The following is a 15,220-nucleotide window of genomic DNA, read 5'->3' on the forward strand; positions in this document are numbered from 1 at the left end:
CCATGGCCCGCAGACCGCCGCCCGGGCTGCCCCCTCGTCCGGCCGTGCCGCCGGTGCTGGCGTTCGGCCTGGGCCTGTGGGCGTCGTGCGCCGCCGCGTACTCCGCGGCGCGGGGGTGGGGCGTCGGGGCGTGCCTGGCCGTCGGTGCAGCGGCGCTGGCGGCGGCCGTCGTCGCGTCGGTGCTCCTGCTGCGAAGGGGCGGGCGCGTGCTCGCTTGGTGCGCGCTTCTGGGAGCGCTCGCGGGCGCCGCCTGCGGTTGCGCGGGCGGCGCCTCCCTGCTCGTCGCCTGGCAGGAGGCTGCCGGCGAGCCTTCCGGCCTTTTAAGGTTCGAGGCGATGGAGGATGCCGACGCGGGCCTCTACGGCGCCCAGTGCGTCGGGCGCACGCGGCTTTCGGGAGGGCGCGCGGTGGACGTGCGGCTGCGCTTCGCCGACGGAGCCGCCGTGCCGCGCTACGGCGACGTGTTCGAGGCGGACGTGTCGCTGGCCGCGCCGGACGAGCGCGCGGCGGACTGGTGCTGGCAGCGCGGCATCGCCGCGACGGCCACTGTGCGGCATGCGGTTCCGGCGGAGCGCAGCGACGCGTTGGGAATGCTGCTGGGCATGCGGGCTCGCGCCGTGGAGGTGATTGCCGGCACGGGCGGCGAGGGGGCCGCCGTGCTGCGGGCGCTCGTGTGCGGCGACCGCACCGCGCTCGACGGGACCGACGTGTACGACTCCTTCAAAACGGCCGGCCTCGCGCATCTCGTGGCGGTGTCGGGCGCGCACCTCGTCCTCGTGTGCGCGTTTGCGGGCGCGGCGTTCAAGGCGCTGCGCGCGCCGCGGGCGTTGGCCGTGGCCGCGCAGGCGGCGCTGCTGCTGTGCTACCTCGCCCTGTCCGCCGCACCGGTGTCGGCCGTCCGGGCCGCTCTCATGACGTTCGCCGGCATGTCGTCGTTCTTCGCGCGCCGCCGGCCCGCCAGCCTGAACGCCGTCGGCCTGTGCGCGGCGGGCGTCGTGGCCACGTCCCCCGTCACGGCGCTCTCGGCCTCGTTCGCCCTCTCGGTGCTCTCGACCCTGGGTATCGTGCTGTTCGCGGGCCTCGCCGCGGCCTGGATCGGGCGGCTCGCACCGCGCCTGCCGCGCTTCGCCGCCGAGGCCGTCGGGCTCACCGTCGCCTCGAGCGTGCTCGCCCAGCCGCTGTCGGCCGCCCTGTTCTCCCAAGTGCCGCTCGTGGCCCCGCTGGCGAACGTGGCCGCGGCGCCGCTGTTCCCGCTCGCCTGCGCCGGCGGCTTGGCGGCGACGGTCGCGGCGCTCGCCGTGCCGCCTGCCGGCCCGCCCTTGCTGGCGGCGGCGGCCTTCGCGGCCGAGGGGCTTTGCTCGGTCGCCCGCCTGTGCGCGGGCCTGCCGCACGCGAGCGTGCCTGTGGACGTCCCCGTCGTTCCCGCGCTCGCTTGCGCGGCCGTGCTCGCCGCGCTGCTGTGGGCGGTCTGGCCCGCCCCGAACCCGCGCGCCGCGGCGCTCGTCGCGGGCGCGGCCTTGGCGGCGGCCCTCGCAGGCGCCGTCGTCGTGCCCCGCCTCGCCGGAGACGAGATCATCATGCTCGACGTGGGGCAAGGCGACGCGTTCGTCGTCCGCAGCGAAGGTGCGGCCGTGCTCGTTGACACGGGCAACCAGGACCGCCTGCTGCGCGAGGCCCTCGCCCGCCACGCCGTGTACCGGCTCGACGCCGTCGTCGTCACCCATGGCGACGACGACCACATGGGCTCGCTCGCCTCGCTGAAGGGCGTCGTGCAGGTGGAGCGCGTGCTGCTGGCGGGCGACGCGCTCTCCTGCCCGTGCGAGGCCTGCGCGAACCTGCGGTCCGACGCCGCCGTCCTCGTGGGGGACGAGGGCGTGCTGGGCCTCGCACAGGGCGACGAGCTGCGCGTGGGCGCGTTCTCGCTCGACGTGGTGTGGCCGCGCGCCTTCGTCGACGAAGGGGGCAACGCCGACAGCGTGTGCCTGCTGGCCCGCGCCGACCCCGACGGAGACGGGACCCCGGACTGGACGGCGCTTTTCACCGGCGACGCCGAGCACGAGCAACTGGCCGCGATGGAGGAACAGGGCCTCGTCGGCCGCGTGGACATTCTCAAGGTGGGCCATCACGGGTCGAAGAACGCGCTCACGCCCGAGTTGGCGGCCGCGCTCTCCCCGCGCATCGCGCTCGTGAGCGCGGGCGCGGGCAACCGCTACGGCCATCCGGCGGACAAGACGCTCCAGGAGCTGGCCGATGCCGGCGCGCAGGTGCGCCGCACCGACGAGGAGGGGGATGTTTCGTGCAAATTGAGCGCGCAGGGCATCGTCGTTAAAGCCCTGGGGTAGAATGCGGGGCATGCCAACGAACAAGAAACAAGAAGCGCCGCTTTTGCCCGTCTACCTCGTCGTGGGGGAGGACGCGCTCAAGCGGGACGCCGTCATGAAGCGCCTGCGCGCCCGCCTGGCCGCGATGGGCGACCTCTCGTTCAACTCCGACGAGTTTAACGGCGAGACGGCGGTCGGCGACGACGTCGTCGCGGCGTGCAACACCGTCCCCTTCGCCAGCCCCGTGCGCCTCGTGGAGGTGCGCGCGGCCGACAAGCTCAAGAAGGCCGACGCCGAGGCGCTCGTGTCCTACCTGTCCTCGCCGAGCGAGACGACCGTGCTCGCGCTCGTGGCCGAGAAGCTTGCGAAGAACACGCGGCTGTACAAGGCCGTGGCCGCGCATGGCAAGACCGCCGTCATCGACTGCGCCCCGCTCAAGCGCTACGAGCTGCCCAAGACGGTGCGCGCCATGGCCGTGGGCCACGGCGTCACGCTCACGGAGGGCGCGGCGAACAAGCTCGTCGACCTGGTGGGCGAGGACACCGTCCACTTGGACAACGAGCTGAAGAAGATAGCGCTTGCGCACCGCGGGGCCGACGCCGTGAACGAGCACGAGATCATGGGGCTGGTCACGCGCACGGCCGAGGTAAAGCCCTGGGAGTTCGTCGACGCGTTCGCCGCGCGGGACGCGGGCAAGTGCCTGCTGTACCTGGGCCGCATGGAGTCGGTGTCGCCCCACGCGCTGCTCTCCATGTGCACGTCGCGTCTGCGCGAGCTGGTATGCGCCCGCACCCTCATCGAGCGCGGCAACCCGCGCGGGGTGGCCGCCGCCCTCAAGATGCCCGACTGGCGGTGCAAGAACCACGCCACCTGGGCCCGCGGTTTCAGCGGGGCGGAGCTGCGGCGCGCCATCGTCGCCGCCCGCGACACCGAGCGCGCCATGAAAAGCGGCGCGGATCCGGACGCCGCCTTCTTGGATTGGGTGCTGCAAGTGACCGTCCGCAAAGCCGGCTGAACCGAGGCCGGTTTCGCGAGCCCGGCGATTCCCGTAGGGGCGATCTCCTGATCGCCTGTTCGCGCGAAGCGCGAAAATGCGGCCCGCGGTTGCTTTTCCGGCTGCGCCGGAACGGGCGATCAGGAGATCGCCCCTACGGGAATCGCCTTCGCTGCGAAAATGTCCCAAATGGGGACAGTCCCCATTTGGGACATTTCCCTTCCCCAAACGCGAGGAAGCCCCCGAAAACGGGGGCTTCCTCTTCCTTGATATGCGGACGGATCGCGGGCGATCCCGTTGCATCGAACTACTCGGCGGCCTCTTCGGCGCCTTCGGCGGCAGCGGCCTCAGCCTCGGCCTTGGCGGCCTCCTCGGCTTCCTTGGCCTTGCGCTTCGCAGCGGCGGCCTCGTCCTTCTGCGTCTTCTCGCGGCGCTTCGCCTTCTCGGCGGAGGCGGCTTTCAGCGCAGCCTCGCGCTCGGCCTTGGCGGCGGCCTTCTTGGAACCGGTCTTCTGGTCCTTCTTGGCCGGCTTCACGTAGGCGGCGCGGTCGGCGTCGGTCACCACGTCCTTGACGAGCAGCATGACGCCGCTCTTGCGGTTCGCGGCCTGGTTCTTGTGGATGACGCCCTTCGAGGCGGCCTTGTCCAGAAGGCGGCAGGCGGCCAGCGCGGCGGCGTATGCCTCGGCGCCGTTCTCGGCGGCCACGGCGTCCTTCACGCGGCGGATGGCGGTTTTGAGCTCGCTCTTCACCGCGCGGTTGCGCATGCGGGCCTTCTCGTTGGTGATGATGCGCTTCTTCTGGCTTTTGATGTTCGCCATGTGCTTTGTTCCTCCAAAAATCGAATACCTTGTCTTATGCGAAACTAATCGCGCTGCGCTTCCAGCGATACGGGCGGGCGATGCCTGCCCCTGCGGTCGCACGGTAACCGATCGCCTCGCAACAAGGCCCCGGAGGAGCCGCCCGTGCGGCAAGCGCGCGGGTCGTTGACGATGCATGTGGAAACAGGCGGGATTTCTCTGTTTCGCAGACCAACCGGTCACCAGCGGGACGAATCCGTAATGCAGCCACGTCTGCAGATTTGGCGATAAGATCATCGCACGCACGTATCGCTGGATACACAATGCGATAGAATACCAAACGTTGAGTACGTTTTCACGAGGAAATTCCCGAAAACACGTTTTTCGCTCGTGCACCGCCCATATAGAAGAAAGCGACTATGACCACCGATCCCACCCTCATCCGCAACTTCTCCATCATCGCGCACATCGACCACGGCAAATCCACGCTCTCGGACCGCATCCTGGAGCTCACGGGCACCGTGGCGCACCGCGACATGCAGGAGCAGCTGCTCGACAGCATGGACATCGAGCGCGAGCGCGGCATCACCATCAAGAGCCAGGCCGTGCGCGTGGACTACACGGCCGACGACGGCCAGACCTACCAGTTCAACCTCATCGACACGCCGGGCCACGTCGACTTCACCTACGAGGTGAGCCGCAGCCTGGCCGCGTGCGAGGGCGCCGTGCTGGTGGTGGACGCCACGCAGGGCGTCGAGGCGCAGACCGTGGCCAACGCCATGATGGCCATGAACGCGAACCTCGACATCATCCCGCTCATCAACAAGATCGACCTTCCCGCGGCCGAGCCCGACCGCGTGCGCGAGGAGATCGAGGAGGGCCTGGCCATCCCCGCCGACGACGCGGTGCTCGCCTCCGGCAAGACGGGGGAGGGCGTGCACGATTTGCTCGAGGCCGTGGTGTACAACATCCCCGCGCCCACGGGCGACGCCGACGGGCCGCTGCGCGCGCTCATCTTCGACTCGTACTTCGACCCCTACCGCGGCGTGGTGGCGCTCATCCGCGTGGTGGACGGCTCGCTCAAGAAGGGCGACCGCGTGCGCATGATGGCCACGGGCACCGAGGTGCTGGTGGAGGAGGTGGGCGCGCGCCGCCCCGCCGAGACTCCCATGCCGCAGCTGTCGGTGGGCGAGGTGGGCTACCTGGTCACGGGCCTCAAGGACGTGCGGCAGGTGAAGGTGGGCGACACCGTCACCGCCGTCGCGCGGGGCGTCGACGAGCCGCTGCCCGGCTACCGCGACGCCAAGCCCATGGTGTTCACCGGCCTGTTCCCCATCGACGGCGACCAGTACGAGCCGCTCAAGGAGGCCCTGGAGAAGCTCTCGCTCAACGACCCGGCGCTGGCTTGGGAGCCGGAGAAGTCGCACGCGCTCGGCTTCGGCTTCCGCGTGGGCTTCCTGGGACTTCTGCACATGGAGGTCATCAAGGAGCGCCTCGAGCGCGAGTTCGGCCTGGACCTGCTGGCCACGGCCCCGTCCGTCGAGTACCACGTGTACAAGACGAACGGCGAGATGCTGTCGCTGCACTCCCCGCAGGAGATGCCCGACCCCGGCGAGATCGAGCACATCGAGGAGCCCTACCTGAAGGCGAAGATACTCATCCCGCCCGACTACGTGGGTGCGGTCATGGAGCTCACCACGGCGCGGCGCGGCACGTTCGTCACCATGAACTACCTGTCGCCCACCACGGTGGAGATGCTCTGGGAGATCCCGCTCTCGGAGCTCATCATGGACTACTTCGACAAGCTGAAGTCCAACACGAAGGGCTATGCCAGCCTCGACTACGACTTCGACGGGTACAAGCCCAGCAAGCTCGTGAAGCTGGACATCCTGCTGTCGGGCAAGCCGGTGGACGCGCTGTCGTTCATCATCCACAAGGACAAGGCCTACGACCGCGGCCGCGTGCTCACGGAGAAGCTGCGCGCCATCATCCCGCGCCAGATGTTCGAGGTGCCCATCCAGGCCGCCATCGGCGGGCGCGTGCTGGCGCGCGAGACGGTGAAGGCCAAGCGCAAGGACGTGCTGGCGAAGTGCTACGGCGGCGACATCAGCCGCAAGCGCAAGCTTCTTGAGAAGCAGAAGGCCGGCAAGAAGCGCATGAAGAACATCGGCAACGTGGAAGTGCCCCAGGAGGCGTTCATGGCCATTCTGAAGGTGGACGACTAATGGACAGAGGCATGCTCATCGTACTCGTTTTTGCCATCGCGGCCCTTTTGGCGCTCGCGGTGTTCCTGTTCGGCAGGCAGTGGGGCAAGCCTCTTCCTCGCGACTTGGGCAGCTTGGACGATGAGGGCTGGAGCCTTCTGAAGCGTCGCGTGGTTGGCTCGTTGGCCATAGCGGCCGCTGCGATGCTGTTGGGTTACGTGCTGTTGAGAATTGTGTGAGCGACTGTGTAGACGATTTCGGGACGATGCTCCCGGCATGCGATTGATAGGTGCAACGACATGGGCAAGAAAGACGATTTCGACTGGTTGGACGATCCGTTCGACGAGAAGAAGGCGGCGCGCGAGCAGGTGCAGGCCGCCACGTCGGGCGGCACGAAGATCGCGCTCGGGTGCGGCTGCCTCGTGGCCGTGGTGGGCTTCGTGGTGCTGCTGATCTTCGTCGGCGTCAACATGATCGACGTGCTGGCCTCCTAGGCCCTCATCGCCATGTTCGACTTCTTCCGGCAGCACAGGCTCCTGCTCGCCCCCATGGCGGGGGTGAGCGACGAGGCGTTCCGCACGCTTTGCCGCGAGCAGGGCGCCGATCTCACGTATACCGAGATGGTTTCGGCAAAAGGGCTTTCCTACGCGAACGAGAAAACGCGGCATTTGCTGCGCCTGGCACCCGGCGAGGACCAGGTGGCCGTGCAGCTGTTCGGCCACGAACCCGACACGATGGCCGCGCAGGCCGCGTGGATCGAGGACGAGATGGGCCCGTCGCTGGCCTACCTCGATGTCAACATGGGCTGCCCGGCGCGCAAGATCGTGTCGAAGGGCGACGGGTCGGCGCTCATGAAGGACCCGGAGCTGGCCGCCGCTATCGTGCGCGCGGTTCGCGCGGCCGTGGAGCATCCCGTGACGGTGAAGTTCCGGCGCGGCTGGGCCGAGGGGGACGAGACGTGCGTTGACTTCGCGCGCCGCATGGAGGATGCGGGCGCGTGCGCCATGGCCGTGCACGGGCGCTATGCCGAGCAGCTCTACCGCGGCAGCGCCGACTGGGGCGCCGTCGCGCGCGTGAAGGCGGCCGTGGGCGTGCCCGTTATCGGCAACGGCGACGTGCGTACGGGTGCCGATGCTGTGGCGCTTACGGAGCGCACCGGCTGCGACGCCGTGATGATCGCGCGCGGCGCCGAGGGAAACCCGTGGGTGTTCGCGCAGGCGAAGGCGGCGCTCGCGGGCGAGCCCGAACCCGCGCCCCCCGCCGTGGAGGAGCGCCTGGCCATGGCCCGCCGCCACGCGCGCCTGCTCTCCGAGCGCGAGGGCAAGAACATCGTGCGCATGCGCAAGCACGCCATGTGGTACCTGGCCGGCCTTCCGGGAGCCGCCGCCGCGCGGGCGAGGATAAACGCCTGCGTGTCGGTGGAGGATTTCGACGCGGTGTTCGACGAGCTGCTCGCGTGCGCACGCGAGCACGCCGAGTGATCGCCCGCGCGGTGGAAAGAGAGGCGTTGAGCGTGCACGACGCAGACGACCCGATCGTCGTCGAGTTCCCGCTCAGGGGTGAGTGGGCGGTTCCCAACACGCCGGGAACGCGGGTTCCCAGCCACGGCACCGACGCGCTGGGCTCGCGCTTCGCCTACGATTTCCTGCAGGTGGACTGGCGGCGCGCGGGCAGGCCCTGCTACCGCGCCAGCTTCCTACGCTACCTCCTGCTGGGCGTTCCCATCGATTCCTGCTATTGCTACGGAGAGACGGTGTACGCCCCCTGCGACGGCACGGTGGTGGGGGTGGAGGCCGATTGGCCCGAGCGCAGGCATGCGCGCCTGCTCTCAGACGCGCGCCGGGCTGCCAGGAACAGCGGCTTCGACCCAGAGGTCGGAGACGTGCGCGAGCTGGCGGGCAACCACGTGATCCTGCGCTGCCGGGAAGGCGTGTACGCTGCTTTCTGCCATTTGCGTCCCTCCACGGTGAAGGTGGAGCTCGGCCAGGTCGTGGCGCAGGGCGAGCCGTTGGGCGCCGTCGGGCATTCGGGCAACTCCTACTACCCGCATCTGCATTTCCAGCTCATGGACGACCCTGATTTGACGCGCGCCGCCGGCCTTCCGTGCGCCTTCGCCTCTTACGAAGCGTTTGAGCACGGTGCGTGGAAAAAGATGCACGAGGGCGTTCCGACGGCTGACGATCGGATACGCTTCTTAGCATGACGGTTACCCTCGGAAAGGTTGCACCCATGCCCCACGATCCCTACAAGGCGCTTTACCTGCACGTGCCGTTCTGCGTGAAGCGGTGCGGGTACTGCGACTTCGCCACGTCGGCCGTGCCCGCCGATTCGTCGGAGATCGACGCGTACGTGGAGGACCTGAGCCTGCAGATCCGCCGCAAGGCGAAGGAGGGCGAGCTCGGGGCGCTCGAGACGGTGTATGTGGGCGGGGGCACGCCGAGCCACATCGGCCTTGCGCGCCTGTCGATGCTGCTCTACACGCTCTCCCTGTCCATGCACCTCACTCCCGAGGTGGAGTGCACGATGGAGGCGAACCCGGAGAGCCTCACCGAGCGCATGGTGCGCGACGTATGGGCGCTCGGGGTGAACCGCCTGTCCATCGGCGTGCAGAGCTTCGACGACGACGTGCTGGCGACGCTTGGGCGCGCTCACGACGCCGACGCCGCCCGCCGCGCCGTGGCGGCCGCGCAGACGCGGTTCGAGAACGTGAGCGTGGACCTCATGTGCGGCATACCCGGCCAGAGCGCGACGAGCTTCGAGGCGGGCGTGCGCGAGGCCGTGGCGCTCGGAGCGGCGCACGTGAGCGTGTACCCGCTCACCATCGAGGAGCATACGCCCTTCTACCGGGCCGTGCTGGAGGGCAAGCTGTCGGAGCCCGACGACGACGTGGAGGCCGAGCACATGGAGATCGCGGCGCGCGTGCTGGCCGGGGCCGGCTACGAGCGCTACGAGGTGGCGAGCTACGCGCGCCCCGGCTTCCAATGCCGTCACAACATCGCCTATTGGACGGGCGTGCCGTACCTGGGCCTCGGCCGCTCGGCGGCCACGATGACCCAGAACGCGGAGCGCCGCATGCGCGTGCAGGACGGCCAGGTGACCGACGACCTGGACGCGCGCGGCATGGCCGCCGAGGACCTCATGCTGGGTATGCGCATGACGCGCGGCGTGTCCGACGAGCAGGTGGCGCGCGCGACGGCTCTGCTTCCCGACGCGCCGGCCGTGCTGGACGAGCTCGCGGGGGAGGGCCTCGTCGCGCACGAGGACGCGCGCTGGTGCCCCACCGAGCGCGGCTGGCTCTGCGGCAACGACCTGTACGGCGCGCTGTTCGACTTGGCGCCCTAAGGAGGGCTTGTAGCGCGTCACGTTATGCGTTACAATATCGACATGATAAAGTCATTCGCCGACAGCAACACGGAGGCGCTGTTTTGCGACGGCGTTTCGAAGAAACTTCCCTCGGAAGTGACGGCTCGCGCGCTTCGAAAACTCGATATGATCGATGCGGCGCATACGGCCGGCGATCTGCGCGTTCCGCCGGGCAATCGACCTCATCGCCTGCAGGGCGAGCGATTCGGACAATACGCCATCGCGGTGAACGCCCAATGGCGTATCTGCTTTCGGTTCGAAGGGGAGGACGCCTACGATGTCGAACTGTGCGACTACCATTGAGGTGAGCGTGTCATGAAAGAAACTGAGACCATGTTGATCGTATCGAGGAAGCCGACGCATCCCGGCGAGGTGCTGCGCGAGGAGTTCATGCCCGATTTCGGGCTGAGCGTGGCGCAGCTGGCGAAGCGGCTCTCCGTGTCGCGCCAGTCGGTGAACGAGCTCGTGCGCGAACGGCGTGCCGTCAGCCCGGACATGGCGCTTCGGCTGGCGCGCCTCTTCGGCACGTCGCCGCAGTACTGGCTGAACCTCCAGCGCAACGTCGACCTGTGGGATTCCCTTGACCTCGGCCGCGCATCGATCGAGGGGATAGAGCCGCTGCCGCTATGCGAAATGGGCTAGGCGCCTTCGCTGCGCCGGCCGCGTTTTTGCTTGATTGGGCGCGTTCGGAGCAGGGCCAGTTGCTGGTGGAACGTTCGGGTTACGCGCGCAGGGCGACTGACTGACGATGCGGCGCCTAAAGGGTGCGCGCTTTCCCGCCGTAATCCCCGCTTGCGGTTCAATAGGCGGGTTTCGGAGCCGTTCTGCATATTTCCTCCGCTTTTCTTAGCACTCTCTTGCATCGGCTGCTAAAATGTCTTCTTGGTGCCGCTCGGACGAGGGGCATCGCCGCTCGCACGGGCCGGAGGAAGGCTTGGATGCGAGAGGCGGGGAGGTTGAAGCGAGAGAAGAAGGTGGAGAGGCGTGCTATCGGATCGCAGGCAGCGGGTGCTTGCCGCGCTCATTGAAGAATACGTCGCGCGCGCTCTGCCGGTGGGCTCGCGCACGCTCACGGAACGCTACCAGCTGGGCGTGAGCCCGGCGACGGTGCGCAACGAGCTGTCGGTGCTCGAGGACGGGGGCTACATCACGCAGCCGCACACCTCGGCCGGCCGCATTCCCACCGACCACGGCTACCGCGCGTTCGTCGACAACCTGCTCACGACCGATTTCGCAGGTGACGACGAACGCTATCGCCCGGTGGTGGACGAGCTGCGCCGCAGCGCGAGCGAGCTCGACGCGCTCTTGGAGCAGACGTCGTCTGCGCTCACGCGCATCACGGACTGCCTGTCCATCGTGCTGGCGCCGTCCGTGTTGAACCTGCACATCAAGCAGCTTTCCCTCATTTCGCTCAACCCCTACCGCGCCCTCGTCGTGCTCGTCACCGAGGACGGCCAGGTGTTCAACCGCCAGATGGAGTTCGCCGAAGAGGTGGCTCCGGACGACCTCGCCCGCGTGCAGATGTTCCTGGGCGACGTGTTCACGGGCAAGTCGCTCCAGCAGATCGAGGACGGCTTGGGCCAGGGCATGGCCGAGGCGTTCCGCGACCCGCTCGTGCGCATGGCGCTCGACGAGGTGCTGTCGTGCCTGCAGGAGAGCGAGCTTTCCCGCGCGCACCGGCTGGGCGTGAGCTCGCTTCTGACGAAGCCCGAGTTCAGCCAGTCCCAGGCGCTGCTGCCCGTCATGCAGGTGCTCGAGAACGACACGGTGATGCTGCACATCCTGGACGACGCGGTGCAGCAGGCCGACGGCACGCCCAGCGTGCGCATCGGACGCGAGAACGACGCGGAGGAGCTGGCGGGCGTGTCGGTGGTGGCGAGCCGCTACGGGCGCGGGGACTCGGCCGGCGTCGTGGCCGTCATCGGGCCCACGCGCATGGACTACTCGAAGGTATTGCAGGCGGTGCGCATCGCGAGCGCGGCGCTTCAGGACGTATAGGATCTGCACGGCGCCCGCGCGGAAGCGGCGCCGTTCACGAGGAAGGTGCACAGAATAGCAATGGCCAAGGATCTGTACGAGGTTCTAGGCGTTTCGAAGAACGCCACGGAAGACGAGATCAAGAAGGCGTTCCGACGCCGCGCGCGCGAGCTTCACCCCGACGTGAACAAGGCCGCCGACGCCGAGGATCAGTTCAAAGAGCTGAACGAAGCGTACGACGTGCTTTCGGACCCCGGCAAGCGCGCCCAGTACGACCGCTTCGGCACCGTTCCCGGCGCGGCCGGCGGCGGCAGCCCCTACGGAGGCGGCGGCTACGTCGACTTCGAGGACCTGTTCGGCGGCGGCTTCGGCATGGGCGACATCTTCAGCTCGTTCTTCGGCGGCGGCGGGCGCCAGGCGCAGCGCCGCGAAGGCCGCGACATGGGCGTGGGCCTGCGCGTCACGCTGGAAGAGGTGGCGGCGGGCGCCAAGAAGGAGATCGTCTACGACCGCCTGGCGCCGTGCCCCGACTGCGACGGCACGGGCCTCGGCCCCGACGGCCACGAGGTCACCTGCCCCGAGTGCGGCGGCCAGGGCCGCGTGGTCACCGTGCAGCACACGTTCCTCGGCGACATGCAGACGGCCACGACGTGCAAGACGTGCGGAGGCACGGGCCGCTCGGTCGAGAACCCGTGCCCCGAGTGCGAGGGCCAGGGCCGCGTGCCCGACCGCCAGCGCGTGACCGTGGAGGTGCCGGTGGGCATCCGCGACTCGCAGCAGCTGCGCCTCTCCGGCTTCGGCGAGGCCGGCCTGCAAGGCGCCGCGCCCGGCGACCTCATCGTCACGGTGCGCGTGCAGCCCCACGAGTTCTTCGAGCGCGACGGCGACAGCCTGCACGCGCGCGCGAACGTGTCCATCGTGCAGGCCACGCTGGGCGCCGAGATAGAGATCGACGGGATCTTCGAGGACGAGAAGGTGCAGGTGCGCATTCCCGAGGGCTGCCAGAACGAGCAGGTGGTGCGCGTGAAGGGTCACGGCATGCCGAAGTTCCGCAGCGAGTCGCGCGGAGACTTGTTCGTGCATGTGAACGTGGTGGTGCCGAAGAAGGTCACGAAGAAGCAGCGCGAGCTCTTGGAGCAGCTGGCCGCCGACATGGGCGAGGACGTGCCCGACGCCCGCACGCCCCTGCAGAAGCTGCGCGACGCGTTCCAGTAGGCGCTCTGCCGCTCGGCTGCCTTTATGTCCGAGCGAGCGCAGCAGCGCCCCTGTCATCCTGAGCGAGCGAGGCGGTACCCATGTCATCCTGAGCGAGCGCAGCGAGTCGAAGGATCCCGTGCGGCGATAGCCGTAACGCTTCCCGCTGACGCCGCGCGGGATCCTTCGACTTCGGCCTACGACCTGCGCTCAGGATGACAGGCATCAACACCCGCCGGAGAAAAGGTTCCCATGTCCCTCCCTCATTTCTATCTGGAAGACCAGGTGCTCGCCGACGAGGCCGACGGCGTGTTCCCGTTGCGCCTGTCGCCCGGCGACGCCAAGCACGCGCGCGTGCTGCGCCTGGCGCCCGGCGAGCACGTGGCGGTGGTGGACGCCGTGCGGGACTACTTCGAGTGCGAGGTGGTCGATTTCTCCGACGCGATGCCGCTCGTGCGCATAGCGCAGCGGCTCGACGACGAAGGGGGCCGGCCCACCGTGGTGCTCGTGCAAGGGCTCGCGAAGGGCGACAAGATGGACGCGGTCGTGCGCCACGCCACCGAGCTGGGCGTGGCCGGGTTCGTCCCGCTCGCGTGCGAGCGCTCCATCGTGAAGCTCGACGCCAAGAAGGCCGCCGCGCGCGCCGAGCGGTGGCGCGCCGTGGCCAAGAGCGCCGCCATGCAGTCGGGCCAGCGCGCCGTGCCCGAGGTGGCGGAGCCGACGACGGTCGAAGGGGCGTGCGGACTGCTGGCGAACGCCACCGCCTTGCTCGTGTGCTGGGAGGAGGCCCCGCGCACCGCGCATATAGACGAGGCCATCGCGCAAGGGCTGATGCGTGCGGGCGCGGCTCCCGAGGACGCACGGATCGCCGTGGTGGTGGGCCCCGAGGGCGGCCTTGCGGAGCGCGAGGTCGAGGCGCTTCTCGGCTGCAACCCCCGGTCCTCGCTCGTCACGCTGGGCCCCTCCATCCTGCGCACCGAGACGGCGGGCGTCGTGGCGCCGACGCTCGTCCTCTACGAGCTCGCCCGCATGGCGCGATGCGGCGCGGAGGCGGGCGAACGCCTGCACGGGACGGGCGAGATGCGGGGCGTGCGATGAGGTTCGCCGTCGTCAACCTGGGCTGCAAGGTCAACCGCGTGGAGTCGGACGCGTTCGCCGCCGCGCTCATGGCCCGCGGCGGCGTTGCGGCGGCCGAGGAGGACGCCGACCTCGTCGTGGTGAACACGTGCACCGTCACCGGCGAGGCCGAGAAGAAGACGCGCAAGGCCGTGCGCCACGCCCTGCGCGCGAACCCGACGGCGCGCGTCGTGGTCACGGGATGCGCCGCCGCGCTCGACGCGGACGCGTTCTCGTCCATGGACCCGCGCGTGGAGGTCGTGCCCAAGGGCGAGCTCGCGGCGGCCGCGCCGACCGACGCCGCGTTGCGAGCGGGCGAGGGCTTCCGCACGCGCGTGGGCGTGAAGGTGCAGGACGGCTGCGACAACGCCTGCACGTACTGCATCGTGCACGTGGCGCGCGGCCGCGCGACCAGCCGGCCGGCCGACGAGGTGGCGGCGGAGGCGCGCGCCCTGGCTGCGGCGGGCGTGCGGGAGATCGTGCTTACGGGCATCAATCTGGGCTCCTACGACGATGCGGACCTGCGCCTCGCGGGGCTGCTGGAACGCCTGCTGGACGAGACGCGCGGGCTGGGGTCCCACGGCGGCCCCGATGCGCGTTTCCGCGTGTCCAGCGTGGAGCCCATGGACGTCGACGAGGCGTTCGTGTCGCTGCTGGCTTCCGCCGGGGGGCGCGTGTGCCGCCACCTGCACCTGCCGTTGCAGTCCGGGTCCACGCGCGTGCTGTCCGAGATGGCGCGGCCCTACACGGCCGAGCGGTTCTGCTCGCTCGTGGACGGGCTCTACGACGCCGTTCCGGAGCTCTCGCTGTCCACGGACGTCATCGCGGGTTTTCCGGGCGAGACGGAGGACGACTTCGCCGCCACGCTCGCGGCGGCGCGGCGGTGCCGCTTCGCGAAGATCCACGCGTTCCCGTACTCGCCCCGCGTCGGCACGCCGGCGGCCGCGCGCGACGACCAGGTGCCCGCGCCCGTCAAGGCCGATCGCGCGCGCCGTCTGCGAGAGCTGGGCCGCGAGCTGCGCTCCCAGGAGCTCGCGCGCCGCGCCGGAACGCGCGAGCTCGCCGTCGTGGAGCCGGGCGGCACGGCCCTCACCGAGAGCTACTTCGAACTCCCCGCGCCCGCGGGCGCTCTGGCGGGCTCGCTCGTGGAGGTCGAGTTTCCCAAGGGCTAGGCGGGAATCGTCTTTCGCGGTCCGTCGCAGCGAGCGAAGGCACCGCATCGAACCAACACCGAGACGTTGTCGCCCGAGAC

15 protein-coding genes are annotated in these 15,220 nt (G+C 69.5%); 14 read left to right on the forward strand and 1 reads right to left on the reverse strand.

What is annotated here, in order from left to right; translation table 11 throughout:
• Positions 1 to 2 precede the first annotated feature (2 nt).
• Both C1878_RS08330 and holA read left to right on the forward strand, forming a co-directional pair.
• Complete coding sequence (locus C1878_RS08330; RefSeq protein ID WP_114601146.1) at positions 3 to 2,342, forward strand: ComEC/Rec2 family competence protein; 2,340 nt, start codon at positions 3 to 5, stop codon at positions 2,340 to 2,342.
• Between the two features lie 10 nt (positions 2,343 to 2,352).
• Positions 2,353 to 3,336 carry a DNA polymerase III subunit delta gene (gene holA, locus C1878_RS08335; protein ID WP_114601257.1) on the forward strand — a complete coding sequence of 328 codons (984 nt, stop codon included), beginning with the start codon at positions 2,353 to 2,355 and terminating at the stop codon, positions 3,334 to 3,336.
• 286 nt (positions 3,337 to 3,622) lie between these two features.
• Here holA and rpsT read toward each other — a convergent pair whose 3' ends face one another.
• Positions 3,623 to 4,135: a 30S ribosomal protein S20 gene (gene rpsT, locus C1878_RS08340; RefSeq protein ID WP_114601147.1), complete on the reverse strand. Its 513-nt coding sequence runs from the start codon at positions 4,133 to 4,135 to the stop codon at positions 3,623 to 3,625.
• A gap of 398 nt (positions 4,136 to 4,533) precedes the next feature.
• Here rpsT and lepA point away from each other — a divergent pair, with 398 nt between their 5' ends.
• The 12 genes from lepA (at position 4,534) to C1878_RS08400 (ending at position 15,140) form a co-directional block, all read left to right on the forward strand.
• The gene (gene lepA / locus C1878_RS08345; protein WP_114601148.1) at positions 4,534 to 6,339 is read left to right on the forward strand and encodes a translation elongation factor 4; all 1,806 of its coding nucleotides are present in this window, start codon (positions 4,534 to 4,536) and stop codon (positions 6,337 to 6,339) included.
• The gene (locus C1878_RS08350) at positions 6,339 to 6,557 is read left to right on the forward strand and encodes a hypothetical protein (protein ID WP_114601149.1); all 219 of its coding nucleotides are present in this window, start codon (positions 6,339 to 6,341) and stop codon (positions 6,555 to 6,557) included. Before lepA ends, C1878_RS08350 begins: the two co-directional genes overlap by 1 nt.
• A 60-nt stretch (positions 6,558 to 6,617) precedes the next feature.
• On the forward strand, positions 6,618 to 6,812 hold the full coding sequence (locus C1878_RS08355; protein WP_114601150.1) for a hypothetical protein: 195 nt from the start codon (positions 6,618 to 6,620) through the stop codon (positions 6,810 to 6,812).
• A gap of 12 nt (positions 6,813 to 6,824) precedes the next feature.
• A complete protein-coding gene (gene dusB, locus C1878_RS08360; RefSeq protein ID WP_114601151.1) occupies positions 6,825 to 7,799 on the forward strand; it encodes a tRNA dihydrouridine synthase DusB in 975 nt (324 codons plus the stop codon).
• Positions 7,800 to 7,831: 32 nt separating this feature from the next.
• Positions 7,832 to 8,521 carry a M23 family metallopeptidase gene (locus C1878_RS08365; RefSeq protein WP_114601258.1) on the forward strand — a complete coding sequence of 230 codons (690 nt, stop codon included), beginning with the start codon at positions 7,832 to 7,834 and terminating at the stop codon, positions 8,519 to 8,521.
• 26 nt (positions 8,522 to 8,547) lie between these two features.
• On the forward strand, positions 8,548 to 9,660 hold the full coding sequence (hemW, locus tag C1878_RS08370) for a radical SAM family heme chaperone HemW (RefSeq protein WP_114601152.1): 1,113 nt from the start codon (positions 8,548 to 8,550) through the stop codon (positions 9,658 to 9,660).
• A 42-nt stretch (positions 9,661 to 9,702) separates the two neighbouring features.
• Entirely contained in the window at positions 9,703 to 9,984 is a 282-nt protein-coding gene (locus C1878_RS08375; protein ID WP_114601259.1) for a type II toxin-antitoxin system RelE/ParE family toxin, read from the forward strand.
• A 12-nt stretch (positions 9,985 to 9,996) separates the two neighbouring features.
• Positions 9,997 to 10,323: a HigA family addiction module antitoxin gene (locus C1878_RS08380; protein WP_199519314.1), complete on the forward strand. Its 327-nt coding sequence runs from the start codon at positions 9,997 to 9,999 to the stop codon at positions 10,321 to 10,323.
• Between the two features lie 342 nt (positions 10,324 to 10,665).
• Positions 10,666 to 11,679, forward strand: a complete 1,014-nt coding sequence (gene hrcA / locus C1878_RS08385; protein WP_114601154.1) for a heat-inducible transcriptional repressor HrcA — start codon at positions 10,666 to 10,668, stop codon at positions 11,677 to 11,679.
• Positions 11,680 to 11,739: 60 nt separating this feature from the next.
• On the forward strand, positions 11,740 to 12,873 hold the full coding sequence (gene dnaJ / locus C1878_RS08390; RefSeq protein WP_114601155.1) for a molecular chaperone DnaJ: 1,134 nt from the start codon (positions 11,740 to 11,742) through the stop codon (positions 12,871 to 12,873).
• A gap of 231 nt (positions 12,874 to 13,104) precedes the next feature.
• Entirely contained in the window at positions 13,105 to 13,950 is an 846-nt protein-coding gene (locus tag C1878_RS08395) for a 16S rRNA (uracil(1498)-N(3))-methyltransferase (RefSeq protein ID WP_114601156.1), read from the forward strand.
• Positions 13,947 to 15,140: a MiaB/RimO family radical SAM methylthiotransferase gene (locus C1878_RS08400; RefSeq protein ID WP_114601157.1), complete on the forward strand. Its 1,194-nt coding sequence runs from the start codon at positions 13,947 to 13,949 to the stop codon at positions 15,138 to 15,140. The genes C1878_RS08395 and C1878_RS08400 overlap by 4 nt, the downstream gene beginning before the upstream one ends.
• Positions 15,141 to 15,220: the final 80 nt, after the last annotated feature.

This window comes from Gordonibacter sp. 28C (genome assembly GCF_003339845.1).
Lineage (GTDB): Bacteria > Actinomycetota > Coriobacteriia > Coriobacteriales > Eggerthellaceae > Gordonibacter.

What these genes read in the sequence shown, in the direction of transcription:
- C1878_RS08330 (WP_114601146.1), top strand. Translation starts at nt 3, where the DNA reads ATGGCCCGCAGACCGCCGCCCGGGCTGCCCCCTCGTCCGGCCGTGCCG.
- holA (WP_114601257.1), top strand. Translation starts at nt 2,353, where the DNA reads ATGCCAACGAACAAGAAACAAGAAGCGCCGCTTTTGCCCGTCTACCTC.
- rpsT (WP_114601147.1), bottom strand. Translation starts at nt 4,135, where the DNA reads ATGGCGAACATCAAAAGCCAGAAGAAGCGCATCATCACCAACGAGAAG.
- lepA (WP_114601148.1), top strand. Translation starts at nt 4,534, where the DNA reads ATGACCACCGATCCCACCCTCATCCGCAACTTCTCCATCATCGCGCAC.
- C1878_RS08350 (WP_114601149.1), top strand. Translation starts at nt 6,339, where the DNA reads ATGGACAGAGGCATGCTCATCGTACTCGTTTTTGCCATCGCGGCCCTT.
- C1878_RS08355 (WP_114601150.1), top strand. Translation starts at nt 6,618, where the DNA reads ATGGGCAAGAAAGACGATTTCGACTGGTTGGACGATCCGTTCGACGAG.
- dusB (WP_114601151.1), top strand. Translation starts at nt 6,825, where the DNA reads ATGTTCGACTTCTTCCGGCAGCACAGGCTCCTGCTCGCCCCCATGGCG.
- hemW (WP_114601152.1), top strand. Translation starts at nt 8,548, where the DNA reads ATGCCCCACGATCCCTACAAGGCGCTTTACCTGCACGTGCCGTTCTGC.
- C1878_RS08375 (WP_114601259.1), top strand. Translation starts at nt 9,703, where the DNA reads ATGATAAAGTCATTCGCCGACAGCAACACGGAGGCGCTGTTTTGCGAC.
- C1878_RS08380 (WP_199519314.1), top strand. Translation starts at nt 9,997, where the DNA reads ATGAAAGAAACTGAGACCATGTTGATCGTATCGAGGAAGCCGACGCAT.
- dnaJ (WP_114601155.1), top strand. Translation starts at nt 11,740, where the DNA reads ATGGCCAAGGATCTGTACGAGGTTCTAGGCGTTTCGAAGAACGCCACG.
- C1878_RS08395 (WP_114601156.1), top strand. Translation starts at nt 13,105, where the DNA reads ATGTCCCTCCCTCATTTCTATCTGGAAGACCAGGTGCTCGCCGACGAG.
- C1878_RS08400 (WP_114601157.1), top strand. Translation starts at nt 13,947, where the DNA reads ATGAGGTTCGCCGTCGTCAACCTGGGCTGCAAGGTCAACCGCGTGGAG.